Origin of the sequence: Candidatus Hakubella thermalkaliphila, from assembly GCF_013281975.1 — a bacterium.
In the GTDB taxonomy this organism is placed as follows: Bacteria; Actinomycetota; Humimicrobiia; order Hakubellales; family Hakubellaceae; genus Hakubella; species Hakubella thermalkaliphila.
In genome coordinates this window covers 1-17,665 of sequence record NZ_BLRZ01000031.1, presented here as the reverse complement: position 1 = coordinate 17,665, position 17,665 = coordinate 1, and the positions used below count along the sequence as shown (strand labels likewise).

At 49.4% G+C, this 17,665-nt stretch carries 20 protein-coding genes; 17 read left to right on the top strand and 3 right to left on the bottom strand.

Going from position 1 to position 17,665, the window contains the following annotated elements; translation table 11 throughout:
- A partial coding sequence (gene holA, locus HW443_RS04475) for a DNA polymerase III subunit delta (RefSeq protein ID WP_176237943.1) occupies positions 1 to 506 on the top strand: 506 nt, incomplete at its 5' end.
- 255 nt (positions 507 to 761) lie between these two features.
- Here the strand turns inward: holA and rpsT are convergent.
- Positions 762 to 1,037, bottom strand: a complete 276-nt coding sequence (gene rpsT / locus HW443_RS04470; RefSeq protein WP_176230701.1) for a 30S ribosomal protein S20 — start codon at positions 1,035 to 1,037, stop codon at positions 762 to 764.
- 277 nt (positions 1,038 to 1,314) lie between these two features.
- Here rpsT and murJ point away from each other — a divergent pair, with 277 nt between their 5' ends.
- Positions 1,315 to 2,916 carry a murein biosynthesis integral membrane protein MurJ gene (gene murJ / locus HW443_RS04465; RefSeq protein ID WP_176230700.1) on the top strand — a complete coding sequence of 534 codons (1,602 nt, stop codon included), beginning with the start codon at positions 1,315 to 1,317 and terminating at the stop codon, positions 2,914 to 2,916.
- Between the two features lie 309 nt (positions 2,917 to 3,225).
- Positions 3,226 to 5,037 (top strand): translation elongation factor 4, encoded by a 1,812-nt coding sequence (lepA, locus tag HW443_RS04460; protein WP_176230699.1) that lies wholly within the window; start codon positions 3,226 to 3,228, stop codon positions 5,035 to 5,037.
- A gap of 70 nt (positions 5,038 to 5,107) precedes the next feature.
- Here the strand turns inward: lepA and HW443_RS04455 are convergent, their stop codons facing one another.
- Together HW443_RS04455 and HW443_RS04450 are read right to left on the bottom strand one after the other, a co-directional pair.
- Entirely contained in the window at positions 5,108 to 5,521 is a 414-nt protein-coding gene (locus HW443_RS04455; RefSeq protein ID WP_176230698.1) for a type II toxin-antitoxin system VapC family toxin, read from the bottom strand.
- A complete protein-coding gene (locus HW443_RS04450) occupies positions 5,518 to 5,709 on the bottom strand; it encodes a type II toxin-antitoxin system VapB family antitoxin (RefSeq protein ID WP_176230697.1) in 192 nt (63 codons plus the stop codon). Before HW443_RS04450 ends, HW443_RS04455 begins: the two co-directional genes overlap by 4 nt.
- A 182-nt stretch (positions 5,710 to 5,891) precedes the next feature.
- Here HW443_RS04450 and HW443_RS04445 point away from each other — a divergent pair, with 182 nt between their 5' ends.
- The 14 genes from HW443_RS04445 to HW443_RS04385 all read left to right on the top strand — a co-directional run.
- Complete coding sequence (locus HW443_RS04445) at positions 5,892 to 6,350, top strand: rhodanese-like domain-containing protein (RefSeq protein WP_176230696.1); 459 nt, start codon at positions 5,892 to 5,894, stop codon at positions 6,348 to 6,350.
- Positions 6,351 to 6,408: 58 nt separating this feature from the next.
- Positions 6,409 to 6,684, top strand: a complete 276-nt coding sequence (locus HW443_RS04440) for a BrnA antitoxin family protein (protein ID WP_176230695.1) — start codon at positions 6,409 to 6,411, stop codon at positions 6,682 to 6,684.
- Positions 6,685 to 6,689: 5 nt separating this feature from the next.
- Positions 6,690 to 7,847 carry a radical SAM family heme chaperone HemW gene (gene hemW, locus HW443_RS04435; RefSeq protein WP_176230694.1) on the top strand — a complete coding sequence of 386 codons (1,158 nt, stop codon included), beginning with the start codon at positions 6,690 to 6,692 and terminating at the stop codon, positions 7,845 to 7,847.
- Positions 7,848 to 7,890: 43 nt separating this feature from the next.
- Positions 7,891 to 8,079: a hypothetical protein gene (locus tag HW443_RS12990; protein ID WP_176233855.1), complete on the top strand. Its 189-nt coding sequence runs from the start codon at positions 7,891 to 7,893 to the stop codon at positions 8,077 to 8,079.
- A 50-nt stretch (positions 8,080 to 8,129) separates the two neighbouring features.
- Complete coding sequence (gene hrcA, locus HW443_RS04430) at positions 8,130 to 9,218, top strand: heat-inducible transcriptional repressor HrcA (protein ID WP_176230693.1); 1,089 nt, start codon at positions 8,130 to 8,132, stop codon at positions 9,216 to 9,218.
- 38 nt (positions 9,219 to 9,256) lie between these two features.
- Complete coding sequence (dnaJ, locus tag HW443_RS04425; RefSeq protein WP_176230692.1) at positions 9,257 to 10,378, top strand: molecular chaperone DnaJ; 1,122 nt, start codon at positions 9,257 to 9,259, stop codon at positions 10,376 to 10,378.
- Between the two features lie 92 nt (positions 10,379 to 10,470).
- Positions 10,471 to 11,880, top strand: a complete 1,410-nt coding sequence (gene mtaB, locus HW443_RS04420) for a tRNA (N(6)-L-threonylcarbamoyladenosine(37)-C(2))-methylthiotransferase MtaB (RefSeq protein ID WP_176230691.1) — start codon at positions 10,471 to 10,473, stop codon at positions 11,878 to 11,880.
- 188 nt (positions 11,881 to 12,068) lie between these two features.
- Positions 12,069 to 12,515 (top strand): GatB/YqeY domain-containing protein, encoded by a 447-nt coding sequence (locus tag HW443_RS04415; protein ID WP_176230690.1) that lies wholly within the window; start codon positions 12,069 to 12,071, stop codon positions 12,513 to 12,515.
- Positions 12,516 to 12,622: 107 nt separating this feature from the next.
- Positions 12,623 to 13,567 carry a PhoH family protein gene (locus HW443_RS04410; protein ID WP_176230713.1) on the top strand — a complete coding sequence of 315 codons (945 nt, stop codon included), beginning with the start codon at positions 12,623 to 12,625 and terminating at the stop codon, positions 13,565 to 13,567.
- A 3-nt stretch (positions 13,568 to 13,570) separates the two neighbouring features.
- The gene (locus HW443_RS04405) at positions 13,571 to 15,709 is read left to right on the top strand and encodes an HD family phosphohydrolase (protein ID WP_176229976.1); all 2,139 of its coding nucleotides are present in this window, start codon (positions 13,571 to 13,573) and stop codon (positions 15,707 to 15,709) included.
- Positions 15,690 to 16,157 (top strand): rRNA maturation RNase YbeY, encoded by a 468-nt coding sequence (gene ybeY, locus HW443_RS04400; RefSeq protein WP_176229975.1) that lies wholly within the window; start codon positions 15,690 to 15,692, stop codon positions 16,155 to 16,157. The genes HW443_RS04405 and ybeY overlap by 20 nt, the downstream gene beginning before the upstream one ends.
- The gene (locus tag HW443_RS04395) at positions 16,154 to 16,861 is read left to right on the top strand and encodes a diacylglycerol kinase (protein ID WP_176230689.1); all 708 of its coding nucleotides are present in this window, start codon (positions 16,154 to 16,156) and stop codon (positions 16,859 to 16,861) included. The genes ybeY and HW443_RS04395 overlap by 4 nt, the downstream gene beginning before the upstream one ends.
- Positions 16,862 to 16,927: 66 nt before the next feature.
- The gene (gene cdd, locus HW443_RS04390) at positions 16,928 to 17,353 is read left to right on the top strand and encodes a cytidine deaminase (RefSeq protein WP_176229973.1); all 426 of its coding nucleotides are present in this window, start codon (positions 16,928 to 16,930) and stop codon (positions 17,351 to 17,353) included.
- Positions 17,354 to 17,371: 18 nt separating this feature from the next.
- Positions 17,372 to 17,665, top strand: a 294-nt coding sequence (locus tag HW443_RS04385; RefSeq protein WP_176237942.1) for a GNAT family N-acetyltransferase, incomplete at its 3' end; no start/stop codon positions are given.

The window sequence follows — 17,665 nt, the reverse complement described above, 5'->3', positions numbered from 1 at the left end:
AACTTATTATTAGAGTGGGGCCGGATCTGGAGCAGATGGAGAAAGAGATAGAGAAGCTCCTCCTTTACTACGCTGATGACCAGGAGATAAAGAAGGCAGGGGTGGAAAAAATCGTCTCTCGATCCCGAGAAAGCTCCGTTTTTCACCTCCTGAATGCGGTAGGCAGGAGGAAAGCGGAAGAGTCATTATCGACTTTCAAAAATCTTATGATCCAGGAGAAAAATCCCCTGGGTCTTCTGGCTCTTCTGACCAGACATTTCAGACATCTGATTCTGGCCAAATCCTTTTATGAACAGGGGGGGAGTCAGCGCCAGATCGAGGAGAGCCTCCAGGTCAGAGATTTCGTAGCGGCCAGCTATCTGGAGCAGATAAGAAACTTCACTAATAAGCAGTTGACCAAGGTGTACAGATTGATTCTGGAGACAGAATACAGAATTAAAAGTGGTGAGCTAGAACCTACCAAGGCCCTGGAGCTTCTCATAGTAGGCATTGTAAAGGTGAGATAGATGGTCCCTCTGAATCTTCCAGGGCTAGAGCTGGTGGTGTTGAGGAGAATTACCCTGTCTCGGCCTCTTGCCAGGCCTGATTAGAGTATGCTACCACAATAACCCAATAGGCACGCATGAAACCCTCATGCCACAGGTGGCACAAAGGAGCATGAAATTAAGATGTATTTTCAGGGGAAACCTAAGGGGACACATCTGGTGTCTGCCGCCTGGTCTGATTGGAGTGTGCCACCGCAAACACCCGGCTCTTATGCATCACTCCCCTGGGGCGGTCAGGGAATTCAGCCTTCTGTAAAGCTTAGACTTTTTGTTAGCGGCCTTGTTCTTATGGATGATCTTTTTGGAGGCCGCTTTGTCTAACAGGCTGACTACTCTGGTCAGTTGCGCTCTGGCAGTTTCCAGATCCTTTTCAGTTACGGCTCTCTCGAACTGCTTTACCACCGTTTTGATCTCTGACTTCTTGCTCTTGTTGGCGATCCTTCTCTTTTTGTTCGTCTTTACTCTTTTTATCTGGGACTTTATTTTTGCCATTTTGCTCCTTAATTGTTTGTTCTTTTCGATGCCCTATAATAACATAAGCGTAAAGTTTTGAGCAATAGATGGTTTTTCTAGCCGCTACCTATAGAAAAATTAGGAAAGAGATGGAGTCTAAATAAAAAATTCCTCGGTTTTTACACCGAGGATATCTGGTTCCGTGCTACTGTAGCTGGACATTCCTATAATGGCACACAATGACCATTTTGTTAAATTTGAGTTGGACGGGGGAACCAGGATGAGAGTTCATCTGGTGAAGGTGAGGCATGAATAGATGGTAGAAATAGTCAGGCGAAGGGCCTCCACTCTCCTCACTATGGCTGGCCTGGTGATGGCCTTTTCTTTCTTTTCCAAGATCTTTGGTCTGGTCAGAGAACAGGTCCTGGCTGCCTATTTCGGAGCCACCTCAGAAATGGATGCCTACAATATTGCTTTCTATCTGCCTAACTTGATCCGAATGCTTCTAGCGGAGACCACTCTCACTTCCGCTTTCATTCCCGTATTCTGTTCTTATCTGGCCAGAAAGGATCGGGAGAATGCCTCAGTGGTGGCTAACACGGTCACCAATCTGGTCATCGTCTTCTTTACCGGCATCACCGCACTGCTCTATATTTTTGCGCCTAACATAGTGTCCATTCTGCCCGGCCTGGGAGAGAGTCCCTACCTCTTTAATTTAACTGTCTCTATGACCAGAATTATGCTTCCCACCCTCCTTTTTATGAGCCTGACCGGGCTGGCAGGGGGCCTCCTGAACTCCTATGAGAGCTTTGGTGTCCCTGCCCTTTCGCCAGTGGTATTCAATCTGGTCATCATTTCCTCCGTGGTCGGCCTCTCTGGCAGATGGGGGATCTTAAGTCTGGGTTTCGGCGTGCTCCTGGGCACACTGGGGCAATTTGTCTTTCAGCTTCCCTTCTTGGGAGGCAAAGAACTATCCTACCGCCCCGTTATTAGACTTGATCACCCGGGAAGCAGGCAGATTTTCGCTATGGCTGCCCCTCTGATATTAGCTCTGGGATGTGTTCAGATTAACATTTCGGTAGACAAAATTTTCGCCCTGACCCTGCCGGGCGGCTCCGTGGCCATCCTGAATTTTGCCAGCCTCATCTGGTATGTACCTTTGGGAGCCTTTGCCGGAGCTATTGCCACGGTCCTTTTTCCCTCCATTTCCAGAGCGGCCTCTTTGGGGGATGTCCAGAGTCTGAGAAGGTTCTTTTCCCTGGGCGCAAGGGAGATCATCTACCTCATGCTTCCAGCCACGGCGGGATTAATGGCCCTGAGGGTTCCCATAGTAAGGCTCATTTACGAAAGAGGGCAGTTTGATTCTCAGGCTACCGCCAACGTAGCTCTGGCTCTTCTCTGTTTCGCCGTGGGCCTGCTACCCTACAGCCTGCTGGGGCTTCTTAATAAGACCTTCTATTCTATGAAGGATGCCAGAACCCCTTTGAAGGTAGCTCTGCTGTCCATTTTTCTCAACTTTCTCTTCGACTGGATACTGATCCGCTACCTCTCCTTTGCCGGTTTGGCCCTTGCTACCTCCTTTGTAGGATTCATCAACTTTATCCTTCTTTTGGCCATTCTGCGAAGAAGGATCGGGGGAGTAGATGGAAGAAGAATTGCTAACTCCTTCTTGAAGATAGTGCTGGCTACCCTGATCATGATGACAGTGGCCTACTTCTCCTGGGATTACCTGGATGCTGTGTTGGGGAGGTCCACCGGGGCCCAGATCCTATCCCTGGGAGGAGGCATCTTTGCAGGACTAACCATCTACACTATTATGTCTATATTATTGGAGATCGAGGAGTTTCAGCACATTTTCACTGAGATAAGGTTGAGGATGATCAGAGGGAAAGATGAGACAAAGAAAGTAGCCGACTAAAGGAGGGTAGGGAAGTGAACTACTCCTCCCTTACGGAAGGAGCTTCCTGCTTCAATGGCAACCTGTGGTGCCTCAGACAGGCCTGAATTCGGGTAGTTCCTACCCTACTGTGTCCGCCCGACACTCCCATTCGGCTTTACAGAATACAGGGCTACCGGGCGTGCTTATATTCCGACCCCCTTCGCCTACAGGTGGACACAGAGCTATTGTGGCACATTCAGATGGAAAGTCAAGAGGCAAGCAACAGAAAGGAGGGACCGCCTCTCATCCCCTCCCTTACGGAAGGGGACTTCCCGGCGGGGAAGTTAAATGGCCCACCAGGCCCAGTTGATCAGGAATTTTTCCATCATTGCCCATATTGACCACGGTAAATCCACCCTGGCTGACCGGATTCTGGAGATGACGGAGACCATCTCGGCCCGGGACATGGAGGATCAGTTTTTAGATTCCATGGATCTGGAGAGGGAGAGAGGCATTACCATCAAAGCCCACGCGGTAAGAATTCTCTACCGGGCCATGGATGGGAACATGTATACCTTCAACCTTATCGATACTCCTGGACATGTAGACTTTAGCTATGAGGTCTCCCGAAGCCTGGTCGCCTGCGAAGGAGCCATTCTGGTAGTAGATGCGGTCCAGGGTATCCAGGCTCAGACGGTAGCTAATATCTATCTGGCCATCGATAATAACCTGGAGATTATTCCCGTGCTCAACAAGATAGATCTGCCTAATGCCCGGGTTCCCGAAGTAAAGCAAGAGCTCTCCGATCTCCTGGGGGTCCAGGAGGAAGAGATTCTGGAGATAAGTGCCAAGACAGGACATGGTGTGGGCCAACTCCTGGAAAGAATCATAACTGATATACCACCTCCCCGAGGCAGCGAAGAAGGAGCTTTGAGAGCTCTCATTTTTGATTCCTTCTATGATTCCTACCGGGGAGTTATAGCCCTCATCCGGATCGTGGACGGTCTGGTGGAGAGAGGGATGGGGGTGGAGTTTATGGCCTCAGGAGCAAGAAGTGAGGTAGAGGAGATTGGCATTCTTATCCCCAGGCTCTTGCCCGTGGATTCTCTTTCTGTCGGAGAAGTCGGCTATCTTATTAGCGGGATCAAGAATGTGGAGAAAGTTACGGTTGGTGACACTCTTACTGGCACCTTGAAGCGGGCACAAAGGCCTCTCCTGGGCTATGTCCAGGCCAAACCCATGGTCTTCTGTGGTCTTTTTCCCATGGACGGGTCTGACTTTGAGCCTCTGAGAGAGGCTCTGGCCAGGCTCAAGTTGAACGACGCGGCCTTGTTTTATGAACCAGAAGTCTCTGGCGCATTGGGCTTTGGCTTCCGCTGTGGCTTTCTGGGCCTTCTGCACATGGAGATTGTTATCCAGAGGCTGGAAAGAGAGTTTGGGCTGGAACTGTTGGCCACCATCCCTAACGTAGAGTACCGGATTTACGATAAGCGAGGAGAGATCCATGTCGTCAGAAATCCCACCGATTTTCCCGATGTGGGAGAGATTCAAGAGATTCAGGAACCCTACGTCAAAGCAACCATTTTCGCTCCCTCTGAGTATGTAGGAAACATAATGGAGCTATGTCAGGAGAAGAGAGGGGAGTTCGAAGGCCTGGAATACGTGTCGCTCACCAGGGTAAAATTCTCCTACAATCTTCCCCTCAGCGAGATAATTATCGACTTTTTTGACCTTCTTAAGTCCAGGACCAAGGGGTATGCCTCTTTTGACTATGAGTTTCTGGGCTACAGAGAGGGAGATCTGGTTCGAGTAGATTTGCTGCTGGCCGGGGAGATGGTGGATGCTTTGGCTACGGTGGTGCACAAGGACAAAGCCTATCCTCAGGCCAGGGAGATAGCCAGGCGGCTTAAAGAAATGCTCCCCCGGCAACTCTTTGAGGTAGCCATCCAGGCTACTATTGGCAAGAAGGTAATTGCTCGGGAGACTATACCAGCTAAGCGTAAGGATGTCCTGGCCAAGTGTTACGGAGGCGATATCACCAGAAAGAGAAAGCTCTTGGAGAAACAGAGGGAGGGCAAGAAGAGACTAAAGAAGATCGGCCGGGTGGAAGTGCCCCCAGAAGCCTTCATGGCCCTGCTTAGTTTAAGACCAAAGAAGTAACGACTCTTGAAATGGGAAACAGTTGCCCGCCTTTACTAAAATGATTGGGAGATAAAAGAGAAAGGCCATCTTATACATAAATTACATTAAGCTTTTTCAATGTAGAACTAATGATTTCGAAATGAGTTTCGTTATTTGTATATAGAGAAGCACCCACTGATAGAGCGGTAAGAGCTATCTGGATGTCGTTTACAAAATCAGATTTGCTGATTACATCTTTATAGGAAACAGGCAAGTTAGATATTATCTGTCCAGCCAGAATGTAGTTTTTCACGGTCATGGGAACTACCCTTCCGGCCTTTAAGTATGGTCTTTGCAAGGTCTCCACCAGCCTTGATGCTTGCCTGGTCTTTGCTCCTGCCCATAATTCCATAAGCACTATCGATGACAGATATTTCACTGTTCCATATTTCAGCATTAACGGCTCATATTTACGTTCACGCATCCATGCAATATAAATGTTTGTGTCAAACATCACTTTCATTTAAAGACCTCTTCAATTTCTCCTTTCCCCCCAATCTCTTCATGACCCTGGATAATCTCATCATCGATTATCGCCAATTCCAGCGCCTTGTTTACAGCCTCCTTTTCAGTCTTAACCCCGAATATCTTTCGGGCTCGGTTAATATAATCCTGATCCAGATATATGGTCTTTTTTACCATCATTCCCATCCCTTGCCTCCTTAGCCATATAATTTGGCTATATTGTATGGCTAATCTCTCATTTTGTCAACCAAGATGTGGGTTTGGGTTGTGCCAAGTATTCGTTTGCAAATTTATTGTTTTGACCTGTGGAGAATGTCTGGTATATACTTATTCCAATGCAAGTATTATGAAAGAGAGTATGATATTTTATGGTCAAAGTTAAAAATTTAAGGATAGTAACGCTTTTGCTGTTGATAGCATCTTTTGTGCTGGTAAGCGGATGCGTTCAACGCCAGTATGATATATCAAGGTCCGAAACGCCGGCTCCGCTCTTTAAGAACATAGCGCCGCGGGAAGCCCATGCATTGATGCAAGACAATCAAGACAACCCAGGTTTTATAATCATTGATGTGCGGACTCCACAGGAATTTGGAGCTGGGTATATAGAAGGCGCTGTCAACATAGATTATTATTCTGAAACTTTCAAGGACCAGCTCGACCGATTGGATAAGAACAAGGTGTATCTGGTTTACTGCCGGACAGGTCGTCGCAGTGGGATTGCGTTGGGTATGGCAAAGGACCTCGGCTTTAAAGAGGTTTACAACTTGTCGGGAGGGATTGTTGAATGGGAAGCGGAGGGCCTGCCTATCGCTGATTCGGGCAATTGAAAGCGAATTGAATCATCTAAAATGTGAGCATAAGGAGCATAAGGAAGTACTATCCAATATGACCAAAGAGGCAATTCCTAAGTTTAAGTCGGAGGACGAAGAACGGGAATTTTGGTCGACCCACGATGCGACGAAGTTCATTGACCTTTCGCAGGCACAGCCGGCTCGCTTTTCTGAATTGAAACCCTCCTTGAAAATCATCTCCATTCGACTACCAGAGTCGTTACTGGACTCAATCAAGGTGATTGCTCACAAGAAGGATGTGCCCTACCAATCTTTGATGAAGATGCTGTTGGCTGAGGCCGTTGAGCGGGAACTGAGGACAAAATCCTAATTGCCATGAAGGGCCTCTCTGTCTACTTCCACATTCCCTTTTGCAAAACCAGGTGCCGCTACTGCAACTTCAACTCCTACTCCGACCTGGAATTTCTTTTTGATGACTACGCATCTGCCCTGCGGCAAGATTTTTACTCCTTTCAGCACAGGTCTCAGGAATTTTTGGTTCAGACTGTCTATCTGGGTGGAGGTACTCCCTCGCTCTTGTCTCTCCATTTATTGGAGGAGATCACGAAGAGCCTGAAGGGGGTCTTTCACTTATCCCCCGGATGTGAGGTCTCCATAGAGGTCAATCCGGAGACTATCTACCCGAACTATGCCCATGGATTACAGGGTCTAGGAATAAACAGGATCAGTCTAGGAGTCCAGTCCTTTGACCCCCAGGTCCTCCGTCGATTGGGCCGGGGCCATGATGTAGAGCAATCCATCCGCTCCTTCCAGTTTTTGAGGAGAGCGGGTTTTGACAATATCAATATAGATCTTATCTTCGGGGTGCCTGGACAAAGTCTGCCAGGCTGGCAACGAACTTTGGAATCTGCCCTGGCGCTAGAGCCGGAGCACCTTTCCTTATATTGCCTAACTATAGAAAAAGACCTAAAATTTAAGACAGAACAGTCTTATGCTGGTGAGTTGGATCAGGTTTTGGGTGAGAGATACCTGGTAGATGAGAAGACCCAAATGGAGATGATGCAGCTCAGCCAGGCTCTTCTGGAAAGAGAAGGATTTCAGCACTACGAGATTTCCAATTTCTGTCTGCCGGGTTTTCAGTGTCAGCATAATCTGACTTACTGGAGAAGGGGTGAATATCTGGGATTTGGAGCTGGCGCTCACTCCTTCCTGGAGGGCAAGAGGTTTTCCAGGATAGAGGATCCTAAAAGGTTCATCGCTGCTGTAAAAGCAGGTCAGTTGCCCCTATCCTTTCAGGAAGAGCTTAGCCCAGAGCAAGAACTTCTGGAGGAGATATACTTGAGGCTCAGAACTAATAGTGGATTTGAGGGATTGGACTGGCTAAAATACCAGGGGATTCTGGAACGGAAGCAGTTTTTGGAAAAGATGGAGAGACTAAGAGAAGAAGGGTTTGTGGAAGGAGAGGGAGAAAAGGTTTGCCTTACTAACAAGGGTAGATTTCTGGTGGATAGCCTGATACTGGAACTTGTTTGAGAGTACCAAGTACTTGTGGATGGGAGATCTCTGGAATGGGCAGATGTCTGAGGCTCAGGCTCCCGCGAAGCCTGTGGCTACCTGGGGTCTTCGAGAGTTTGAGTTACCTGGAGAATACGCCGGCCAGAAACCCCGTAAGCTTGTGACCCCAGAGGCCTTTGAAGAAGTTTCTTCTCCCTTTCGTGGTTCAAAGAGGAGGAAAAGGTTCTTTGAATTTCTTAAAAAAGCTTGAGTTTTGCAGAGATCCTACCTCCCGAGCTCCCTTGACAGGGTGATGTTACGATGATAGGTTATGAAAATAGCACTCCGGAGGGCGGACTGCTAATGAAATCTGTAGGAATGGATCTGGATAAGAGAAAGGCAGAAATATTAATAGCAGTGGTAAAGCACTACATCAAGACCGCGGAGCCAGTGTCCTCTCAGACTATCGTGGCCGAGTACGGATTTAATCTCTGTTCGGCCACGGTGCGCCATGGACTGGCTGCTCTGGAGAGTATGGGATATTTAACCCACCCTCATACTTCAGCCGGCCGGGTACCCACCGATAAGGGTTATCGGTTCTTCGTCAACTCCATCAAGGAATTGGGTTCATCTATGATGAACCGGGTAAACCACCTGAGAACCCTCTACCAGAGGCGGGATGTGGAGATAGAAAAACTTTTAAAGGATACGGCTGATCTCCTGGCCTCTGTGACCCGGCATGTGGCCCTGATCATGGCGCCCAGCATCCAAACCAGCACCTTTAAGCATCTGGAGCTCTTGCCCATCGGAGAAAAGTTGGCCATGATGGTCCTGATTACTGACACCGGAAGGATACTCAAAAAGGTATTCCAATACCCGTCGGCCTTTAATTCTCTGGATCTACAGTGGGTGGCCGGGCTTTTCAATGCCAGATTCAGTGGGATAGACATGGAGAAGATAGAAGGGGCGGACATAGCTCTATCCAGCTCTGACCTTCTTCTAAGGCCCCTGGTGAACCAGGTCAAGGGGATTCTGGCTCAGGAGACTACCGGTTTCGAAGAAGAAAGAGTTTTCCTTTCGGGTACATCCTTTATGTTACAGCAGCCTGAATTTTACGATGTGGGTGAGGTCCAGTCTATTCTGGGTATCCTGGAGCGAGAGTATTTTCTCCTTAATCTCCTCCAAGATAAGCTCTCTGAGAACAAGATTGTGGTCAAGATAGGTGCAGAGATTGAAAGAGATGAACTCCGGCACTGTAGTTTTGTGCTGACTAACTATAAGTTCCGAGGGCGAAGGTCTGGAACGGTGGGGGTTATCGGACCTACCAGAATGGACTATCCCAGAGTTATATCTACCATTCACTTCTTCGAGAAAAGTCTTACCGAGTACCTGGAGTCATTCCAGGTCTAGCTATCTAAACAATACTCTTAATCAGGGTGACTGAACGTATGGCTAAACGGGATTACTATGAGGTTCTGGGGGTTCCCCGTAATGCAGATGAGATGACTATAAAGAAGGCTTATCGGAGGCTGGCCCGGGCTTATCATCCTGATGTCAACCGGGACGATCCGGAAAGTGAGGAGAAGTTCAAAGAGGTGACCGAAGCCTATGAGATACTCTCAGATCCTCAAAAGAGACAAAGATATGATCAGTTTGGGCAGTTGGGTTATGAGGAATCCAGATACAGATCTCCCTTCGGGTTTGACACTTTTGACATGTTCGGAGATGTCTTCAACATGTTCTTTGGAAGTCCTTTTGCCACCGGGACCAGGACCAGACCTTCGTCCAGAGGTTCTGATGCAGGTATAACTACGGTCATCACTTTTGAGGAGGCTGCCTTCGGCACGCAGAAAGAGATTTCTCTGGAAAGCCAGGTTAGATGTCCTGGATGCAATGGTAGGGGAAGTGCCGGGGACGCAGGTCTGATACAGTGTCCCCAATGCTGGGGTACCGGACAGGTCAGAATTCATAAGAGGACTATTCTGGGAGACTTTGTGTCCAGTCATACCTGTAGCCAATGTGAGGGTCGGGGAGAGGTCATCGAGAGGCCCTGTCCGGAATGCCGGGGCACAGGTAGGGTCACTCAGAAGTCCAAACTCCGAATTGATATCCCGGCTGGTATTTCCAGTGGAAGCAGGCTAAAGCTTTCCCAGAAGGGAAATGCTGGTTTTCGAGGCGGAGAGTACGGAGATCTATATGTAGCTGTGGAAGTGCTTCCCCACGAGATTTTTACCAGAGATGGATATGATGTTCTGTCTGAGGAGAAAATCTCTATCTCTCAGGCCGCATTGGGAGCAGAGATAGAGGTGATGACTCTGGACGGGCCGGAGCGTCTTTACATCTCTCCTGGGACTCAGACTGGAGAGACCATCAAGTTACGAAGAAAAGGTATCCCTCATCTAAACGGTCATGGTCGGGGGAACCACCAGGTTAGACTGGTGGTGGAAACTCCTAAGGATCTGTCATCGGAGGAGATAAAGCTTCTGCGTAGGCTGGCGGAGATCAGACGGGAAAATGTAGGAGATGGCACCCCCGACTTTCTGCAGAAGATAAAGAGTGTTTTCCGCTAATATCCTGGTTCTCCAATTTCCGATAAGCTCCGAGAAGGTTGCCTTTAGTCTGTGAAAAGAGTCTCAATTTCGGCGATGCTAATGGATGGATAATGAAGGGTAGGATAAGGTTCAACGTTTCCACTTTAGGATGCCGCACCAATCTGGCGGAAGCCGACAGGATGACCAAGGAGCTGGAGATGCTGGGATTAGAGCACGTTACCCTGGAGGGAAATCCCCATCTCTGTATTATTAACACCTGTACCGTGACCCAGCAGAGCGATCGCAAGTCAAGGCACCTCATCCGACAGGCTATCTCTCATACTAAGGGCGGTGAGGTCATCGTTACCGGGTGCTATGCTGACCGACAGGCCGAGCTTCTCAGAAGCATACCAGGGGTCACCTCCCTCTACCGAAACCAGGATAAAGAAAAGATTGTAGTGGATATTCGGAGAGAGCTGGAGAGGTGGGAGGGTAGCCTCACTCTGAAAGCGCCGGACAGGAGGAGGGTTCTGGAGCTTACTCACACCAGAGCTCTGGTCAAGATTCAGGAAGGATGTGATCAGGGGTGCGCCTATTGCATCGTGCCCTCGGTGCGAGGAAAGCCCAGGAGTTTGGGGCTTGATCAGATCCTCCAGGAGGTGGAAGGCCTTATCTGGCCAGGCTGTAAAGAAATAGTTCTGACCGGTACCAACATCGGCAAATTTGGCCAGGACACCGGAGAGGGCGATCTGGCTGAGCTTATTAAAGTCCTTCTGGAAAGGACGGAAATAGCACGAATCAGATTGAGTTCCCTGGAGCTCAATTATCTCTCTCCGCATCTCAGGTCTCTAGTGATGGAGGATCGGCGAGTCTGCCGCCATCTGCATATTCCTCTCCAGAGTGGAAGTGATGAGATGCTCAGGAAGATGAATCGTAGCTACACGGTTGATCAATTTGTGGAAATAACCCAGGAGATGCAGGAGAAAGTCCCGGGCCTGGCTCTGTCCACAGACCTCATGGTGGGCTTTCCCGGAGAAACGGAAAGGGACTTTGAGTTAACTTGCGAGTTGGTGCGAAAGATCGGCTTTGCCAGGCTCCATGTCTTCAAATTCTCAGAGAGGCCAGGCACACCGGCTTTGGCTCTCGGCGAAAAGGTGGAAGAGGAGACCAAGAGCCGCCGGAGCAGATGCCTGATGGAGCTGGGAGAAAAGCTGGCTCTGAATTTCAAACAGACTCAGGTAGGACAGATTCTGGAACTCCTGGTGGAGAAGGACTCAGGAGAAGGACGCTATATAGGTATGAGCGATAACTATCTTCGGGTGAGCTTCTGGAGCCCGAGAGCTCTTCATAGGGGGGATCTGGCTAGAGTTTTGGTCAAGGCGACAAGGGGAGCAGAGGTGCAAGGAGAGTTGGTGGCCTCGCCGGACCCCAGAGCCGCCGGGACAGCGATCACAGTGGTAGAGCCCATCAACAACCGACAAGGGGAGCAGAGGTGCAAGGAGAGTTGGTGGCCTCGCCGGACCCAAGAGAGGAGGTTTTGAGTATAGGGTGAGTTGCTGCATTTTATGTCCCATTGAGGTGTTAGGACCCCAGCCTTCTCTTGATCTATAGGAGGTAGTGGGGAAGATTACTTCAGAGGAAGCCTTTTAGCGCTCCAGAAGGAATCGCCCATGCGCCGCGGCGCACCACGTCGCATGAAAATTGGGTTATTTTCAAGGGAGGTTTACCAATGTTGCTCAAGGAAAGAGTTATCCAGGACATGCAAAACTCTTTGAAAAAGGGCGACAAGATCAGACTTTCCACTATGCGCCTGCTCCTGTCGGAGATAAAAAATCTGGAGAAGGAGAAGAGGATTTCCGATCTCTCCGACGATGATGTGCTGAGTGTAGTACGCCGGGAGATCAAAAGGAGAGACCAGGCTTTGGAGGAGTTCAGGAAGACGGACAGAAAAGACCTGGTAGATAAGGAGGAGAGGGAAAGGCAGATATTGGAGGAGTACCTGCCCGTCCAACTGAGCCAGGAAGAGCTGGAGGCTATGGTCAGACGGGTGATCCAGGAGACTGGAGCTAGCAGCAGCCGAGAGATGGGGAAGGTCATGGGCCGGATGATGCAGGAGGTCAAGGGAAAAGCAGATGGTAAAAGAGTCCGTCAGATAGTGGAGAGCCTTCTCTCGTAGCCTGGAATCCCGGCGGCTGTGCTATAATTTTGGTAATATAGGCCGGAGAAAACAATTTGGTTAAAAGAAAATCAACTATCGAAATCCAACTGGATGGTGAGCATTCCATGGCCGATCTCCTTGGCTACCGGGACAGTCTTTTGAAGATCATCGAGGACTCTTTCGATGTGGATATCTTTGTCATCGGCGATATCATCGAGTTTATGGGAGAGGATGATCAGATAGAAGATGTAGATGCCGTATTCAAGGAGCTGATCTCTCAGTTAAATCAGGGTCAGACACTGAGTCCTCAGAACGTAAGATACGCCATCGAGATGGTCAAGAGCAGGGATAGATTCAAGCCCGGTCAGTCCGTTGACGAGCCTATTCTGGTGTCCAAGGGCAAAGGGATAAGGGCCAAGACCTTGGGCCAGAGGCAATACATCAAGGCCATGCGGGATAACACGATCGTGTTTGCTATTGGGCCCGCCGGAACCGGCAAGACTTATCTGGCTATGGCTATGGCGGTCAATGCCCTGAATACCAGGGCGGTAGAGCGGCTTATCCTGGTGCGGCCGGTGGTAGAAGCAGGAGAAAAGCTGGGCTTTCTACCTGGAGATCTCTATGAAAAGGTAGATCCCTACTTGCGCCCTCTTTATGATGCTCTTTATGAGATGATGGGGGCCGAGCAGTTCCATCGTCTCCTGGAGAGAGGAACTATAGAAGTAGCGCCTCTGGCCTACATGAGGGGGAGGACCCTGAACGACTCCTTCATAATTCTGGACGAAGCCCAGAATACCTCCGCCGAACAGATGAAAATGTTTTTGACCCGCCTTGGCTTCGGCTCCAAAGCAGTGATCACGGGAGATGTTACCCAGATTGACCTGCCGGAAGGGCGGACCTCTGGACTAAAAATAATCCGGGAGATTCTGGGAGATATGGAGGACGTAGAGTTCATCTACCTGGACTCCCGGGATGTCATCAGGCATCAACTAGTGCAGAGAATAGTCAATGCCTATGGTGAATACGAGGAGAGAGCCAGAGCTAAGAATAACAGGGAAAAAGAGGAATGAGTATTGACTTCTCTATCTTGGTATTCCGGTCTTAAGACTTTATTTAGTAAATACATCCACCCCTGGAGTGTCCCTGCCCGTCGCATCTATGTCTTTACTGGTCTGATCGCTCTTTTGATGGCTATTCTTTCCAGCGATTTTATACCCAAACTGGATGTGGCTCTGGGGCAGCCCAGCCCCGAGACCATCAAGGCCAACAAGAGTATTCAGTTCGAAGATGTGGAGCAGACGGAGGAGCAGAGAGAGAAAGCCGAAGAAGAAGTGGGGCTTATCTACTCCTATGACGTCTCTGCTCTGGACAGATCTCTGTCAGAAATCCAGGACTTCTTTGATCAGATTAGAGCAATTCAACTGGTGGAGGGGATAGTCTTTGAAGAAAAGGTGGATCTGGCCAAAAGCAGATTCCCGGGTCTGTTCTCCGAAGAGGCTCTGCATTACCTTCTTGCTCTACCTTCAGAAAAGCTTAAAGAGGTAGAGGCCGGGGCCATCGAGGCGGCCCGAAGGATAATGGAAGAGAAGATCACCTCGGCGGACTTGCCGGAGCAGAAGAACAAGGTCCAGGGAGTGGTAGAAAGTGTTCCTATTTCTGCTGATGATGCTCCAGTGGTGACCCAGATAGTCAAGAACTATCTCAGGCCTACAGCTTACTATGACCATGAGGAGACGGAAAAGGCCCGGAGGGAGGCCCGTCTCTCCGTATCTCCGGTCATAATTAGCGTCAAGAAAGGAGAGCTCATTGTCCAGGAGGGGGTGATTGGCGATGACCGAACCATGCTGATTTTGGAAAAGCTGGGCCTGCTTCAGCAGAGTTTCGATTGGAAGCGTGCTCTTTCTACCTTCCTGCTATTGGCCGGAGGATCAGCTATTCTGTTCATCTATATGAGAAAGTTCAACCAGGAGATCTACGGAAGTCCCAGGCTGCTGGCTCTGCTAGCCCTGGTAACTATTGTCTTTACGGCCGTAGCCAAACTCTTTGCTGTCCTGAGCGATGTTCATGCCAGCTTCTGGGGATATCTCATTCCTGTCTCGGCGGTGGCCATGTTGACCACCATTCTCTTTGAGGCTCGTCTTTCCATTATCCAGGTCTTCTTCGTCAGTCTGATCACGGGCATTGCCACGGGCTTCGATTTTAGTTTCGTCATGGTCAATTTCCTGGGAGGCATCTTCGCTACTTACTTCGTATCCCAGGTTTCTTACAGACAGGAGATCATGAAAGGTGGCGTTCTCACCGCCCTCAGCCTGGCCTATATGATCTTTGCGACCAATATACCTTTTACTGATAATATCCCCGCCCTGCTTTACAACATGTCCATGGGAGGGGTAAATGGAGTGGTGGGCGCCATCTTTACCATTGGAGCTTTGCCCTTTCTGGAATCCACTTTTGGTATCACTACCGGAATGAGTCTGGTGGAGTTAATTAACCCTAACAACCCTCTTTTGAAGAAACTGCTCATTCAGGCTCCGGGCACCTACAACCACAGCCTTATTGTAGGCAACCTGGCTGAATCAGCGGCGGAGGCCATAGGGGCTGATTCCCTCCTGGTCAGAGTTGGGGCCTACTTCCATGATATAGGTAAGCTTAAGAGGCCTTATTTCTTCTCCGAAAACCAGCTGGGGGAGAATGTTCACGATGATATCAATCCCGGTCTCTCCCGTCTGGTCGTTATCAATCATGTGAAAGATGGTGTGGAGATAGCCGAGAAGGAAAGGTTGCCTAAAGTGGTTATTGATTGCATCCAGCAGCATCACGGGACCAGCATCATCTCCTACTTCTACGATCGAGAGAAGAAGCTCAAGAATAAGGAGATCGTGGACGAGCAGACCTTCCGCTATCCCGGCCGAAAACCTCAGACCAAAGAGGCGGCCATTCTTATGCTGGCTGATGCAGTAGAGGCAACAGCCAGATCTCTATCTTCTCCCACCCCCAATCACCTGCAGCAAATGACCAGGGATATAATTTACAACCGGCTGGCCGACGGTCAGTTAGATGAGTGCAATCTGACTCTGCGGGAGATTAACAAGATAGTATCCGCCTTCAGTCAGGTTCTCGTAAGCATTTATCATGTGCGGGTTAAATACCCGGAGGAGACCCTCAAGCCCGCTCCCAAAAGGATAGTCGCCGGTGGAAATACAGATAAATAACCTTCAGAACGACGTATCCATAGACAAAAAGAAGGTCCGGGAGCTGATCCGACGCATCATCCGGCTATTGAGAATGCGAGGACGCAAGGAACTAAGTTTTGCCTTTGTGGATGCGGAAACCATAGCTCAACTGAACCGGGAATACCGGGGGTCGGATGACGTCACCGATGTCCTATCTTTCCTCTTTTCTCCCCATAACATGGAGAAGGACACAGAAAGGAAGGTTATTTCTGGGGAGATAGTTATCTGTCCATCCGTGGCCAGAGATAACTGTGAGAGATTTAGTACATCGTTAGAAGAGGAACTGGCTCTTCTTCTGATCCATGGGCTGCTTCACCAACTTGGGTATGAGGATGAAGAAGAGGAAGAGGAAGAGAGAGAAGCCATGTCCACCAAACAGGACCGCATCCTGGTGGCTCTCAAATCCGAGGGGAGGATTGAGATTTGAAAAAGAGAAATTTGGTGGAGAGCCTGAACTTTGCCATTGAGGGAATCATTTATGTCCTCCGGACCCAAAGAAATCTACGCATTCATTTTGCTGCTGCTCTGATGGTTCTGGGAGTAAGCCTTTTTCTGGACCTGAGCAGAGTGGAGATGATGGTGCTCATCCTGACCATAGCCATGGTGATTGTAGCCGAGCTCATCAATACGGCTATCGAGACAGCCGTAGATACCTATCTGGTTTTCGAGCACCCTCTGGCCAAAATAGCCAAGGACGTGGCCGCAGGAGCGGTTCTGGTGGCCAGCCTCTCGGCAGTGGTGATCGGTTACTTCCTTTTCTTTAACCGGCTGAATCCCCTGGCCAGTATGGTTATTCAGAGGGTCGCCCAATCCAGTCCCTATTTGACCGTAGCCGTTTTCCTCATCGTGGTCATTTTGATCATTTCCGTGAAAGCAGTGACCGGAAGAGGTACTCCCTTGAGCGGAGGGTTTCCCAGCGGTCACAGCGCTCTGGCCTTTTCAGCCTTCACCCTCATTACCCTGGTGTCGCAGAGCTACATCATTGCCAGTCTGGGCCTTTTGATGGCTCTTCTGGTGGCCCAGAGCAGGCTGGAAAGCGATATCCATAGTCTTTTCGAAGTGGCATCAGGTGGGATTCTGGGGATTCTGATTACCCTGCTTATCTTTCAAATTGTAAAGCTGTACGTATAATTGAGCGGGTAGTGGATGACAGTGGGAGCTTATCAGTCAGACGGATGGACGCGGAGGAGGACTTTGATGATTTCAGATGAAGATCTTGTTCAGGTAGCCAGAGAAGCCAGACTCAAAGCCTATGCTCCTTATTCCCGGTTCCTGGTCGGCGCTGCCCTTCTGTCCCAAAAGGGCAAGGTCTATGCTGGATGTAATGTAGAAAACGCTTCCTATGGTCTGACCGTATGTGCTGAGAGGAGCGCTGTTTTCCGGGCAGTAGGCGAGGGAGAGCGAGAGTTCGTAAAGATTGCCGTGGTTGGTGGCTCTCAGGAAGCCCTCGAGCACGAACAGAGGGAGATAGTTTCTCCCTGTGGCGCTTGCAGGCAGGTCCTGGTTGAGTTCTCTCCGGATATAAAGGTGATCATGAGCAACCTCAAAGGAGAGATAAAAGTATTAAAGTTGAGAGAACTTCTGCCCTACGCCTTTTACCGGGGAGGAGCAAGCCAAAAGTAAGATGATACTGGCTATCCCATGAAGATAGAGAAGGTTGAGGAGCTAACTGGATCTCTCCTTATTGAGGTGGCCGAATTGGAAAAATCCACCTTCGGCCCGGTTGCGCTAAATGAGGGATTTCTGCCGGTTATGGCCAAATACGGAAGGATCTATCTTTTGTGGGATGATGGTGATCGCCTTATTGGAGTCTGCCAGCTCCTGCGAAGCTGGTCAGAAGAAAATCTGGCGGTGATAAATAGCTTTTACATCAGAGAGGAGAATAGGGGGAAGGGCCTCGGTCGCTATTTGCTGGAGAAGGTGCTTTCTGAGATT

What these genes read in the sequence shown, in the direction of transcription:
- rpsT (WP_176230701.1), bottom strand. Translation starts at nt 1,037, where the DNA reads ATGGCAAAAATAAAGTCCCAGATAAAAAGAGTAAAGACGAACAAAAAG.
- murJ (WP_176230700.1), top strand. Translation starts at nt 1,315, where the DNA reads ATGGTAGAAATAGTCAGGCGAAGGGCCTCCACTCTCCTCACTATGGCT.
- lepA (WP_176230699.1), top strand. Translation starts at nt 3,226, where the DNA reads ATGGCCCACCAGGCCCAGTTGATCAGGAATTTTTCCATCATTGCCCAT.
- HW443_RS04455 (WP_176230698.1), bottom strand. Translation starts at nt 5,521, where the DNA reads ATGAAAGTGATGTTTGACACAAACATTTATATTGCATGGATGCGTGAA.
- HW443_RS04450 (WP_176230697.1), bottom strand. Translation starts at nt 5,709, where the DNA reads ATGGGAATGATGGTAAAAAAGACCATATATCTGGATCAGGATTATATT.
- HW443_RS04445 (WP_176230696.1), top strand. Translation starts at nt 5,892, where the DNA reads ATGGTCAAAGTTAAAAATTTAAGGATAGTAACGCTTTTGCTGTTGATA.
- HW443_RS04440 (WP_176230695.1), top strand. Translation starts at nt 6,409, where the DNA reads ATGACCAAAGAGGCAATTCCTAAGTTTAAGTCGGAGGACGAAGAACGG.
- hemW (WP_176230694.1), top strand. Translation starts at nt 6,690, where the DNA reads ATGAAGGGCCTCTCTGTCTACTTCCACATTCCCTTTTGCAAAACCAGG.
- HW443_RS12990 (WP_176233855.1), top strand. Translation starts at nt 7,891, where the DNA reads ATGTCTGAGGCTCAGGCTCCCGCGAAGCCTGTGGCTACCTGGGGTCTT.
- hrcA (WP_176230693.1), top strand. Translation starts at nt 8,130, where the DNA reads ATGATAGGTTATGAAAATAGCACTCCGGAGGGCGGACTGCTAATGAAA.
- dnaJ (WP_176230692.1), top strand. Translation starts at nt 9,257, where the DNA reads ATGGCTAAACGGGATTACTATGAGGTTCTGGGGGTTCCCCGTAATGCA.
- mtaB (WP_176230691.1), top strand. Translation starts at nt 10,471, where the DNA reads ATGAAGGGTAGGATAAGGTTCAACGTTTCCACTTTAGGATGCCGCACC.
- HW443_RS04415 (WP_176230690.1), top strand. Translation starts at nt 12,069, where the DNA reads ATGTTGCTCAAGGAAAGAGTTATCCAGGACATGCAAAACTCTTTGAAA.
- HW443_RS04410 (WP_176230713.1), top strand. Translation starts at nt 12,623, where the DNA reads ATGGCCGATCTCCTTGGCTACCGGGACAGTCTTTTGAAGATCATCGAG.
- cdd (WP_176229973.1), top strand. Translation starts at nt 16,928, where the DNA reads ATGATTTCAGATGAAGATCTTGTTCAGGTAGCCAGAGAAGCCAGACTC.